This is a genomic window from Aeribacillus sp. FSL W8-0870 (assembly GCF_037963755.1).
GTDB lineage: Bacteria > Bacillota > Bacilli > Bacillales > Aeribacillaceae > Aeribacillus > Aeribacillus composti.
The window spans coordinates 2999400-3012180 of sequence record NZ_CP150165.1 but is presented as its reverse complement, the minus strand read 5'-3'; the positions used below and the strand labels follow the sequence as shown (position 1 = coordinate 3012180).

Annotated in this window: 10 protein-coding genes; 9 read left to right on the top strand and 1 reads right to left on the bottom strand. The window is 39.6% G+C overall.

Features of this window, described 5'->3' with window-relative positions:
* Nucleotides 1-10 precede the first annotated feature (10 nt).
* Together pheS and pheT are read left to right on the top strand one after the other, a co-directional pair.
* Nucleotides 11-1045 (top strand): phenylalanine--tRNA ligase subunit alpha, encoded by a 1035-nt coding sequence (pheS, locus tag NSU02_RS14635; RefSeq protein WP_063387428.1) that lies wholly within the window; start codon nt 11-13, stop codon nt 1043-1045.
* 14 nt (nt 1046-1059) lie between these two features.
* The gene (pheT, locus tag NSU02_RS14630; protein WP_311066373.1) at nt 1060-3471 is read left to right on the top strand and encodes a phenylalanine--tRNA ligase subunit beta; all 2412 of its coding nucleotides are present in this window, start codon (nt 1060-1062) and stop codon (nt 3469-3471) included.
* Nucleotides 3472-3598: 127 nt separating this feature from the next.
* Here the strand turns inward: pheT and rnhC are convergent, their stop codons facing one another.
* On the bottom strand, nt 3599-4462 hold the full coding sequence (gene rnhC, locus NSU02_RS14625; protein WP_339193199.1) for a ribonuclease HIII: 864 nt from the start codon (nt 4460-4462) through the stop codon (nt 3599-3601).
* A 196-nt stretch (nt 4463-4658) separates the two neighbouring features.
* Between rnhC and zapA the strand changes: the two genes are divergently transcribed.
* From zapA to NSU02_RS14590, 7 genes are all read left to right on the top strand, one after another.
* Nucleotides 4659-4916 carry a cell division protein ZapA gene (zapA, locus tag NSU02_RS14620; protein WP_063387431.1) on the top strand — a complete coding sequence of 86 codons (258 nt, stop codon included), beginning with the start codon at nt 4659-4661 and terminating at the stop codon, nt 4914-4916.
* 8 nt (nt 4917-4924) lie between these two features.
* Nucleotides 4925-5473, top strand: a complete 549-nt coding sequence (locus NSU02_RS14615; protein ID WP_311066371.1) for a CvpA family protein — start codon at nt 4925-4927, stop codon at nt 5471-5473.
* 120 nt (nt 5474-5593) lie between these two features.
* Nucleotides 5594-7312, top strand: coding sequence for a DNA polymerase/3'-5' exonuclease PolX (polX, locus tag NSU02_RS14610; RefSeq protein ID WP_327847822.1), 1719 nt, complete (start codon nt 5594-5596; stop codon nt 7310-7312).
* Nucleotides 7313-7341: 29 nt separating this feature from the next.
* On the top strand, nt 7342-9702 hold the full coding sequence (locus tag NSU02_RS14605) for an endonuclease MutS2 (RefSeq protein ID WP_066247785.1): 2361 nt from the start codon (nt 7342-7344) through the stop codon (nt 9700-9702).
* A gap of 23 nt (nt 9703-9725) precedes the next feature.
* Nucleotides 9726-10136 (top strand): DUF350 domain-containing protein, encoded by a 411-nt coding sequence (locus tag NSU02_RS14600; RefSeq protein ID WP_063387435.1) that lies wholly within the window; start codon nt 9726-9728, stop codon nt 10134-10136.
* Nucleotides 10137-10357: 221 nt separating this feature from the next.
* Nucleotides 10358-12034 (top strand): long-chain-fatty-acid--CoA ligase, encoded by a 1677-nt coding sequence (locus NSU02_RS14595; protein ID WP_066247783.1) that lies wholly within the window; start codon nt 10358-10360, stop codon nt 12032-12034.
* Between the two features lie 120 nt (nt 12035-12154).
* Nucleotides 12155-12745, top strand: coding sequence for a TetR/AcrR family transcriptional regulator (locus tag NSU02_RS14590; protein ID WP_339193198.1), 591 nt, complete (start codon nt 12155-12157; stop codon nt 12743-12745).
* Nucleotides 12746-12781: the final 36 nt, after the last annotated feature.

Genomic DNA, 12781 nt, shown 5'->3' with positions numbered 1-12781 from the left:
AGGAATTTACATGCAGGAAGAATTAACAAAGCTTCGCGATGAAGCGTTGCAAAAGGTACGGGAAGCAACGGATTTAAAACAATTGCAAAATATTCGCGTTCAATATCTTGGAAAAAAAGGACCGATTACCGAAGTTCTTCGCGGAATGGGAAAGCTTTCGAAAGAAGAACGGCCGAAAATAGGTGCGTTAGCAAATGAAATTCGGGAAGTGATTGCCGGGGAAATAACAAGTAAGCAAGAACAACTCGAAAAAGCAGAAATCGAGAAAAAATTACAGCAAGAAACGATTGACGTTACCCTTCCAGGCAGACCGGTTCGAACAGGAAACCATCATCCTCTCCAAGCGGTCATTGAAGAAATTGAAGATTTGTTTATCGGCATGGGATACACAGTAGAGGAAGGTCCAGAAGTTGAAACAGATTATTACAATTTTGAAGCGCTCAATTTGCCGAAAGGCCATCCGGCAAGGGATATGCAAGATTCCTTTTACATAACTGATGAAATTTTGCTGCGCACACACACATCTCCAGTTCAGGCGAGAACGTTAGAAAAATATAAAGGGAAAGGTCCTGTAAAAATCATTTGTCCAGGGAAAGTATACAGACGTGATACAGATGATGCAACGCACTCCCATCAATTTACGCAAATTGAAGGGCTCGTTGTGGATGAAAACATTCGCATGAGCGATTTAAAAGGAACGCTCGAAGTGTTTGCGAAAAAACTGTTCGGTGAAGACAGGCAAATTCGTCTGCGTCCGAGCTTTTTCCCGTTTACTGAACCGTCGGTGGAAGTCGATGTATCCTGTTTTAAATGCTCCATGAAAGGCTGTCATGTATGCAAAGGAACAGGCTGGATTGAAATTTTAGGAGCAGGGATGGTTCATCCAAACGTTTTGGAAATGGCGGGATTCGATTCGAAAAAATACCGTGGTTTTGCATTTGGAATGGGACCGGAACGGATTGCCATGTTGAAATATGGAATTGATGATATTCGTCATTTTTATACAAACGATGTGCGTTTTTTGAAACAGTTTAAACAAGCTTAAAAGGAGGTTTTCTCATGTTCGTTTCATACAAATGGCTCTCTGAATATGTTGATCTAGACATTTCCCCTGAGGAGCTGGCTGAAAAAATAACGAAGAGCGGCATTGAAGTTGAAAATGTTCAAGCTGTTAATGAAGGAATAAAAGATGTTGTAGTTGGACAGGTGCTTGAAAAAGAACAGCATCCAAATGCAGAAAAATTAAGCAAATGTTTAGTTGACATCGGTGAAGGAGAACCAGTGCAAATTATATGCGGCGCCCAAAACGTTGAAAAAGGTCAAAAAGTGCCGGTAGCCAAAGTTGGTGCGGTTTTGCCGGGCAATTTCAAAATTAAACGGGCAAAGCTGCGCGGTGAAGAATCTAACGGTATGATTTGTTCTTTGCAAGAGCTGGGCATTGAAGGAAAGCTTGTCCCAAAAGAGTTTTCTGACGGCATTTTTGTTTTCCCTAGTGATGCTGAAGTTGGAAAAAATGCGATTGAACAGCTGTTTATGGACGATTATGTACTTGAATTAGGTCTTACACCAAACCGTTCTGACTGTTTAAGCATGATCGGTGTTGCCTATGAAGTTGCAGCAATTTTAAAGAAAGAGGTTCGAAAGCCGGAAGTTCATTATGAGGCTGCCGAAGAAAAAGCAACTGATTATATTACTGTGAATGTTGAAGCAAAAGAAGATAATCCATTCTATATAGCTAAAATTATTAAAAATGTCAAAATTGCCCCTTCCCCTTTATGGATGCAAATGCGCTTAATAAAAGCCGGAATCAGACCGCATAACAACGTCGTCGATATTACAAACTATTGTTTATTAGAATACGGCCAGCCGCTTCATGCGTTTGACTATGACCGGTTCGGATCAAAGGAAATACTCGTTCGCCGCGCACATGACGGAGAGACGATCGTGACCCTTGATGATCAAGAACGAAAGCTTACAAGCGATCACCTTGTGATCACAAATGGCAAAGTACCTGTTGCATTAGCTGGTGTAATGGGAGGGGCCGATTCTGAAGTAAGAGACGATACGACGACCGTTTTGCTTGAGGCCGCCTATTTTAAAGGCAGTGTTGTCCGAAAAGCGTCGAAGGATTTCGGACTTAGAAGTGAAGCGAGCTTGAGATTTGAAAAGGGAGTTGACCCGAACAGGGTAAAAGCTGCAGCAGAGCGGGCAGCACAATTGATCGCAAAATACGCCTCCGGAACTGTTTTAGAAGGTGAAGCAGAATTTCATGATTTTTCAATCGAGAAAAAAGTGATCACCATTTCCGCTGAGAAAATTAACAACGTTTTAGGGACAAACATTGCAGTAGATGAAATAAAAGAAATTTTTGACCGCTTGCAATTTGAAACCGTTGAAGAAAACGGTCTTTTTACAGTAACCGTTCCGACAAGAAGAGGCGATATTGCGATTGAAGAAGATTTAATTGAAGAAGTAGCCCGCCTTTACGGATATGACTATATTCCGTCAACATTGCCTGAAGGATCTTCAACATCCGGAGCATTAACAGACTATCAATTGAAAAGAAGAAAAGTGCGAAGATTTTTGGAAGGCGCCGGGCTTTATCAAGCGATCACATATTCATTAACGAGCAAAGAAAAGGCGGGACAATTTACGCTGGAGACGTCAAGCTTTACTCAATTAGCATTGCCGATGAGTGAAGAGCGGAGTGTTTTGCGTTTAAGCCTGCTTCCTCATTTGCTTGAGTCTGTAAAATATAACAAAGCGCGGCAAATCGATGATATTCATCTTTATGAAATTAGTTCTGTTTTCATTTCGGACGATGCTTTAGAAAAGCCTTTGGAAAAAGAACGTTTATCAGGCGTCATGACGGGTCACTACGTTTATCACCCATGGCAAGGGGAAAAAACAAAAGTTGATTTTTATGTTGTGAAAGGAATTTTAAACGGTTTATTTGATCTGCTTGGACTGTTGGATGAAATTGAGTATAAACAGGCAAAACGTGAAGGGCTGCATCCCGGCAGAACGGCAGATATTTATTTAAACGGATCATTCATCGGATTTGTCGGCGAATTAAATCCGGAAGTTGAAAAAGAGTATGATTTAGATGAAACATATGTTTTTGAGCTGAAGCTAGCCGATCTCATTCAATATGAAGCTAAGCCAGTCATATATACGCCGATTCCAAGGTTCCCATCTATTACAAGGGATATCGCCTTAGTCGTTGATCAGCATGTGCATGCTGGCGAGCTTCAAGAAACGATCCGGGAAGCGGGCGGAAAACTGTTAAAAGAGATTTCCATTTTCGATGTGTATGAAGGAGAACGTTTGGGAGCAGGGAAAAAATCGATCGCATTTTCACTCCGCTACTACGATCCTGAACGAACATTGACGGATGAGGAAGCAGCAAAAGCTCATGAAAAAGTAATTAAGGCGGTAGAGGAAAAATTTTCAGCAGTTCTTCGCAGCTAACGCAGGACGATAAATCCCTAAAATAATTCCAGCTAACAAATGAAGGTGCAGATAGCACCTTCATTTTTATTGAAATCATAAATTGGTCCTGCTAACCTCAGAAAATAAGATTTCCGGATTCGTCATTTCAATTCAATAGATTCAAAGCTTTTTCGGTGTTGGCAAAATGAAGCTTTGCCATTTTGCCAAGTGTGTTTTTCCCTTTTTCCTTTATTAATTTGGCAGCAGCTTCATCAACAGTATGGCTGGCTCCTTTTGGTAAATAAAATCCGGCTGCGTTGGATAAGCTGTTTAATTCTTTTAAAAAAGCATATCTTGCGATAATGGATGCTGCAGCGACAGATATGTGTATATGCTCCGCCTTCGGTTTAAAGATGGTTATGTCTTTAAACGGAACATCCCGGTCTTTAAGATATTGAAAGTAAACATTCGGCTCTGCAAACTGATCGATTAACACAGCTTCTGGTTTATCAGGAGAAATTTTCTTGAGTAAATGATGAATCGCTTGATTATGAAGGATAGCTTTCAATTTCCCTTGGTTCATTCCAGATTTTTGCAATTGATTGTATTTTTCATTGCGCAAAATTAAGAGGCTGTACGGAACTTTCTCTATTAAAGTGTTGGCGATTGAAAAAACTTGTTTGTCTGTCAAAGCCTTTGAATCTTTTACTCCAAGCTGCTGAACCAGTTTTCTTTTTTCTTTAGGGACAAATACTGCAGCAACCGTGATCGGTCCAAAATAATCCCCCGTTCCTGCTTCATCAGAGCCGATGACTGACATCTGTTGAAGCTGTTGAAGCTCATCCTCTGTTTGAGAAGGGGTTGTTTTTGCTATTTTTTCCCATCTGTTTGCTTCCTGCTGAGCGGCAGATCCTTGAAAAAGCACTTTTCCCGACTTGTAAGCAGTGATCGTACAGTTTGTCAATTTGGCAGAAAAGACGGCACCTGGAGGGGTTCTGTCTATAATGAAAGGATTATAAAAATCTTTCAAAGTTTGAATTCCCCCATGATCAACTTTTATGACGATATTGGACAATAAAAAACGCCTCGCTTTCCTAAAATGGATGCTATATTATTGTACCCTTTCTTTTGTTCTTCTTTCCATCTTTTCGACAAACATGTTATGATTATGATTAGGATTTTGAATCATTTTGCGATATTTTTTCATAGAGGATGGAGGATTCGCTTTGTCTGATCAACCTAAAAATAAAGCGACTGTTTATATATATGGACAGCAGTATTCGATTGTTGGAAATGAGAGCGTAAATCATATGAAGCTTGTCGCTTCAATTGTTGACGAAAAAATGCGGGAAATCAGTCAAAAAAACCCATCTCTAGATTTAAACAAGCTGGCAGTACTAACTGCGGTAAATGCTGTTCATGATTATCTCAAATTAAAGGAGAAATTTGAAGAACTAGAAAAGCAACTTCAGGAAAAGGATTGAAATTTAAAATGCTTGACTTGATCATTTTATTTTTCTTAGTATTCGGATTGCTCACTGGCCTTAAAAGGGGATTTATTCTCCAAGTAGTTTATTTATCAAGTGTTATAGTGTCTTTCATAATTGCCAAAACATATTTTGACGATCTTGCTCCTAAACTGGAATTATGGGTACCGTATCCAAATATAGGAGATTCAAATGCTGCTCTATCTATATTGACAGGGGGCCATTTGGAGGAAGCTTACTATCGCGGAGTTGCATTCGTGCTTTTGTTTATCGGATCAAAAATAGCACTTCACATCATCGGATCTATGTTTGATTTTGTTGCGATGCTTCCAATACTTAAGCAAATCAACCGCTTGCTGGGTGCGGTTTTAGGTTTTGCGGAAACATACCTCATTTTATTCATTCTGCTTTTTTTGGCAGCGCTCATTCCAGCCGAGCAAATTCAAAATCTTATCGATAAATCGCTGCTGGCTGATTTAATTGTCAATCATACCCCTGTCTTATCTGATAAAATTCACGATCTTTGGATCGGCTATTTCGGTAAAGGAAGTTAGACGTAAAGGGACGATGGAAACATCTTTATTTAGACCCCCATCGTCCTTCTCTGTTTCTATTAAATAGTTCGATAGCAGGTGATTTTTATATTGTTTAAAATTCAAGAGGTGACGTAAAACATGACGGTTCACAAAAAGGATGTTGTCAGCCTGTTAAAGAAAATTGCTGTATATATGGAGTTAAAAGGCGAAAACCCTTTTAAAATCTCCGCGTTTTATAAAGCTGCCAATGCCCTTGAAAGAGATGCGAGAAGCCTATCAGACATCCACGATTTTACTTTAATCAGTGGGATTGGGAAAGGAACGAGTGCAGTCATCGAAGAATTCATAAAAACCGGCGAGTCAAAAACGCTGCAAACCTTGCAAAAGGAAGTTCCTGAAGGGTTAATCCCTCTTCTTCAATTGCCAGGGCTGGGCGGAAAGAAGATTGCAAAATTGTACAAAGATTTAGGTGTTGTGGACATCGATTCTTTAAAAAAAGCCTGTGAAGAACATAAAGTGCAAAGTTTACAAGGTTTTGGAAAAGTAACGGAAGAAAAAATATTGGCTGCGATCGATGAAATGAATAAAAAGCCGGGCCGACTGCCTCTTGCTTATATGCTGCCGATTGCAGAAAAAATAGAGAAATTTTTAGAAAAAGGACAAGGAAACGGAATAGTTCGCTTTTCTCGCGCAGGAAGCTTAAGAAGAATGAAAGAAACGATAAAAGACCTTGACTTTATTATTGCGGCGGAAAATAAAGAAGCTGTGCGAGATTACATTTTAACAATGCCGAATATAACTGAAATCATTGCGAAAGGCGATACGAAAATATCGATTGAACTCAAGTTTGATGTCAAGGTTCAGGTCGATTTTCGCATCGTGCACCCAAAGGAATTCATTTCGGCTTTGCACCATTTTACAGGCTCAAAAGAGCATAATGTAAAAATGCGCCAGCTAGCGAAGGAAAGAGGAGAAAAAATAAGCGAATACGGCGTAGAAATAATAGAATCCGGAGAAGTGCTCACATTTGAGTCAGAAAAAGAGCTGTATGCACACTTTCAGCTTCCCTACATTCCGCCAGAGGTTCGGGAAGATGGGGAGGAAGTGGAAAAATACAAAGGAAATCTTATTTCGCTCGAGGAAATAAAGGGAGATCTCCATATGCATTCAACATGGAGCGACGGCGCTCATTCAATCAAGGAAATGGCTGAGGCTGCTAAAAGAAAAGGCTACAAGTACATCGCGATTACAGATCACTCGCAATTTTTAAAAGTAGCCAACGGCTTGACTCCTGAGCAGCTGAAAGAACAAAAAGAAGAAATTGACATGTTGAATGAACAATATTCTGATTTTACGATTTTCAGAGGAATCGAGATGGATATTTTGCCGGACGGTACACTTGATTATGACGACGATTGTCTAAAAGAGCTAGATATAGTTATTGCATCGATCCATTCGAACTTTTCCCAGCCGCAGAGTGTAATTATGAAAAGGCTGAAAGCAGCCCTATATAATTACCATGTTGATATTATCGCTCATCCGACTGGAAGGTTAATTGGGCGAAGAGAAGGATACGATGTTGATATAGAAATGCTTTTAGAACTTGCAAAGGAAACAGATACTATTTTAGAATTGAACGCAAATCCGAACAGGCTTGACTTATGTGTAGAACATTTGAAAAAAGCGAAGGAATACGGTGTAAAGGTTGTGATTAATACAGATGCCCACAGCATAAACATGCTAGAACATATGGAGATAGGGGTTGCGTATGCGCGAAAAGCTTTCATTCAGCCGGATGACGTTGTGAATACGTGGGATGTTGAACAATTAAAGCAATTTTTAAAAAAGAAAGACTGACCATTCAACTGTCAGGAGGTTTTGAGAAGTTGCAGGAACGAGTGTTACATGTTTTGGAATTTAATAAAATAAGAGAACAGCTGAAAGAGCATGCTTCTTCTTCTTTAGGAAAAGAGAAAGCGTTAAAGCTTATGCCGTCAGGAGACATCAACGAAGTACTGAAGAGGCAGGAGCAGACAGATGAAGCACTAACAGTGCTCCGATTGAAAGGCTCTGCCCCTTTCGGAGGATTAAGCGACATACGGCCGAGTGTAAAGCGTGCGCAAATAGGCGGAACTTTAGGTCCGCAAGAGCTTGTGGCTGTTTCTGCCGTGTTATATGCTTCAAGACAAATGAAGCAATTTATTGAAAAGTTGACTCAAGAAGAGGAGGTTTCACTTCCTCATTTAGAACAATTGGTCAGCGAAATCGGAATTTATTTAAAAGAAGAAAAAGAAATTCAACGTTGCATACGCGATGACGGGGAAATTGTTGATGATGCGAGCGATAAATTAAAAGCGATAAGAGGTCAAATCCGTACACTGGAGGCTCGTATTCGCGAAAAGCTGGAATCGATCATTCGCTCCCCATCTGCACAAAAAAATCTTTCGGATGCCATTATTACGATTCGAAATGACCGCTATTGCATTCCTGTCAAACAAGAATATAGAGGAGTTTACGGAGGAATCGTCCATGATCAATCTTCCTCAGGAGCAACTCTGTTTATTGAGCCGCAGGCTATCGTAGAAGCGAACAACTCTTTAAATGAAGCGCGGATTAAGGAAAGGCGCGAAATTGAACGGATCTTAACGGAATTGTCGAAAATGGTTGCTGACATAAGCAAGGGAATCATTCATAATATCACTGTAATGGGTGAAATCGATTTTATGTTTGCCAAGGCATTGTATGCTAAAAAATTAAAGGCTACAAAACCAAATATAAATGATCGTGGCATTATGAAGCTGTATAAAGCCCGCCATCCTCTTATTGACCCTGAAACCGTTGTGCCAAATACAATTGAACTTGGGGAAGATTTTCAATCGATTGTCATCACCGGTCCAAACACCGGCGGTAAGACGGTGACGCTGAAGACAATTGGACTGCTCGCACTAATGGCGCAATCAGGTCTGCAAATCCCTGCTGAAGAAGGATCTACAATGCCGGTATTTGAGGCAGTTTACGCAGATATTGGGGATGAACAGTCAATTGAACAAAATTTGAGTACATTTTCTTCTCATATGGTGAACATCGTCAAAATTTTACAAGAACTTAATGATCGCTCACTCGTACTATTTGATGAACTTGGGGCAGGTACAGATCCTGGAGAAGGTGCCGCTCTAGCCATTGCAATTTTGGATGAAGCTTTAAACAGAGGAGCGCAAGTTGTTGCAACCACCCACTATCCCGAATTGAAAGCATACGGATTTAACCGTAAGGGCGTGATCAATGCAAGCGTTGAGTTTGATGTCGACACATTATCGCCGACGTATAAATTGTTGATCGGTGTACCTGGCCGAAGCAATGCGTTTGAAATATCAAAAAGGCTTGGATTGAGCAAAGAAATTATTGAGCGCGCCAAATCGTTCATGAGCGCTGACAGATCCAAAACGGATGCAATGATTGCCTCCCTTGAGGAAAGCAAAAAACGTGCTGAAGAGGATTGGATGGAAGCTGAAAAAACGCTGAAAGAAGCAGAAAAACTTCATAAAGAACTACAAGAACAAATCATTGAATTTAATAAGCAGAAAGACCGCCTATATCAAGAAGCTGAGGAAATGGTGAAAAAAAGGCTGGAAGAAGCGCAAAAAGAAGCAGATCAGATTATTCAAAAATTGAAAAACATGCAAAAAGAGCACAGTTCAGCTATTAAAGAGCATGAATTAATAGAAGCAAAAAAGCGGCTTGAATATGCAGCGCCTGAATTTATAAATACTGAACAAAAATCTGAAAAACAAAAAAGCAAAAAGCAGCTGCGCCCCGGCGATGAGGTAAAAGTGATCAACTTAAATCAAAAAGGACATCTGCTTGAAAAAGCAAATGAAAGTGAATGGCTTGTACAAATTGGAATATTGAAAATGAAAGTAAAAGAAGAAGATCTTGAATATATTGGCAGCCCGAAACAAGAGGGAGAAAAAACGCTCGCAACAGTAAAAGGGAAGGATTTTCATGTTTCATTAGAACTTGATTTGCGGGGAGAGCGATATGAAGATGCGCTCATCCGTCTTGAAAAATATATTGACGATTGTCTTCTCGCAGGATATCCGCGGGCGCACATTATTCATGGCAAAGGGACGGGCGCTTTAAGAAAAGGGGTGCGGGAATTTTTGCAAAACCACCGCGCTGTTAAAAACGTCCGTTTCGGTGAAGCAAATGAAGGCGGAACAGGTGTTACAATTGTGGAGTTCAAATAAACTTTTCTTTAAGGAGAGTAAACATGAATCTGTTTTGGGAAAACGTATATGTTCAAACTGCTGCTAATTATAGTGTTGTCATATTGTGCGGGGTTTTATTTTTAGTCATTTTTGAATTGGTGACGAAATATAAAAACTGGGAAGAAATCCAAAAAGGCAATGTGGCTGTTGCAATGGCAACAGGCGGCAAAATTTTCGGGATTTCAAACGTTTTCCGCTTCTCAATTGAACAGCATGACGGCCTTTTTGAAATGATCGGCTGGGGCTTTTACGGATTTGCCTTGCTCTTAATCGGATATTTTATTTTTGAATTTCTGACTCCTAAATTTAATATTGATGATGAAATTCAAAAGGATAACCGTGCAGTTGGCTTTATCTCAATGGTCATATCCATAGGCTTGTCCTTTGTAATCGGAGCAGGAATTACAAATTAGGAGAGGGGAACATGGAAACGCTGGCTAAAATTTTATTTGGTTTGTGCGGTCTGTTTATTGCGATCGGTATTATTTATATGGTGTTTTTTGCTTGAAAAAGCGGAGAAAAGAAAAGGTCTCCGCTTTTTCCTGTTTAAAATTCTAAAAATAATTATATTTCTGAATTTTATTTTGATATAATGAAATAAAATCATCATTATTTTTCAAAGGAGAGGAGATAAATGGAATGTCAAAAACCTTGGCTCAATTTTTATCCCTCGGAAATTCCGCATAATATCTCTTGGGAGAATAAGCCGCTTTCCAAATATTTTCAAGATACGGCTAATCAGTTTCCGAATCATACAGCCGTTTCATTTCTTGGAAAGAACATTACGTACCGCAAGCTATACGAACAGATGCTTCAATTGGCTAATTATTTGGAGCAAACAGGGTTTGAAAAAGGGGATCGGGCAGCGATTATGCTTCCAAACTGTCCGCAGGCAGTTATTGCATATTATGCAGTTCTGGAGGCAGGCGGAATAGTCGTTCAATTGAATCCTCTTTATACAGAATCAGAGCTGGAGTACCAGTTGAATGACAGCAGTGCTACACATCTCATTACATTAGATCTTTTCTATCCAAAAGCCTCGAAATTGAAATCTCTCACAAATATCAAGCATATCATAATAACAAAGATCCAAGAGTATTTGCCTTTCCCAAAAAATCTTCTATACCCGCTCATTCAAAAGAAGGAGCAAAATCTTTTAATAAAGGTAAACGCAGCAAATGGTGTTCATGTATGGACAGAGATCTTAAAAACATCGCCTGCTAAAGAATTGACAGCAAATATTGATCCGAAAGAAGATATTGCCCTTTTGCAATATACAGGAGGGACGACAGGGACGCCTAAAGGGGTGATGTTGACGCATGAAAACTTAATTTCCAATACGAAAATGTGTGCTGCCTGGATGTATAAATGCAGGAAAGGAGAAGAGTCCATACTAGGAGTTTTGCCTTTTTTTCACGTATATGGCATGACGACTGTAATGAATTTATCGATCATGGAAGGTTTTAAAATGATTTTAATCCCCAAATTTGATTCAACCGAAATTTTGAAAGCGATTGAAAAAGAAAAGCCAACGCTTTTTCCAGGAGTGCCAACGATTTATGTTGCTCTTTTAAATCATAAAGATTTGCGAAAATACGACTTGTCCTCGGTTAAATATTGTATCAGCGGTTCGGCTCCTCTTCCGGTAGAAATTCAGGAGCGCTTTGAAAAAGAAACAGGCGGGAAGCTTGTTGAAGGATATGGACTCTCGGAAGCTTCTCCCGTTACGCATGCAAACTTATTTTATTCAGATGTCAAGAAAAAAGGAAGCATTGGCATCCCTTGGCCCAATACGCATGCAGCCATTTATTCGGCTGAAAAAGAAGGATTTGCAGATGTAAACGAATTCGGCGAGCTTATTGTAAAAGGACCGCAGGTGATGAAAGGCTACTGGAACAACCGAGAGGAAACGGAAGCGGTTTTCAAAGACGGATGGCTTTTTACAGGAGATATCGGCTATATGGATGAAGACGGATTCTTTTATATTGTCGATCGTAAAAAAGATATGATTATTGCTGGCGGGTACAATATTTATCCCCGCGAGATAGAAGAAGTGTTGTATGCTAATGAAAAGGTTAAAGAGGTTGTCGTTGCAGGTGTTCCGGATCCTTACAGAGGCGAGACCGTGAAAGCTTATGTTGTACCAAAGGGAGGAGCACAGCTTACGGAGCAAGAGCTTGACCAATTCGCCCGAAAACATCTTGCCCCGTACAAAGTGCCGAAAAAATACGAATTTCGCGACGAGCTTCCGAAAACAGCAGTAGGAAAAATTTTAAGAAGAAAACTAGTAGAGGAAGAAAGAAAAATATAAAACGGACATCTATCGGTTTTGAACGAGAATAAAAACTTCCCTCAATGCTTGACAAAAAGGCTTAATCTAAATATCATATAAATGAATGACCATTCATTCATTTTGAAGGGAAGATACACGTTGAAAGAAAAAAAGGAAAAATATAAACAAATCATTGATGCAGCTATTGTCGTCATTGCGGAGAACGGCTATCATTCCGCTCAGGTTTCGAAAATTGCCAAACAGGCTGGCGTAGCAGATGGAACGATTTATTTGTATTTTAAAAACAAGGAGGATATTTTAATCTCCCTTTTTCGAGAAAGATTGATGAATCATATCGCTGAAGTGAAAAAAAGCATTGATGCAAAGCAGACTGCTGCAGAAAAATTGTTTGCGCTGATCGAAAAGCATTTTCAAATGCTAGTTCATGATCGGAATTTGGCAGTGGTTCTTCAATTGGAATTGCGGCAAGTAAACAAAGAATTGCGCCGGCGAATAAATGAAATTTTTAAAGAATATTTGAAAGTAATAGACGAAGTGATCGAATTCGGAAAAAAAACGGGAGAGTTTCGACAAGATTTGGATTTAAGGCTGGCAAGACAAATGATTTTTGGGACGATGGACGAAACGGCGACAACGTGGGTAATGAAAGATCAAAAATACGATCTCCTCGCAATTGCAGAAAAAATTCCTGAGCTGTTAATCAACGGCTTTAAAAGCAATCATTCATAAAAAGAGAATGATCAATTTTTAAAAAGGGGATGGGAA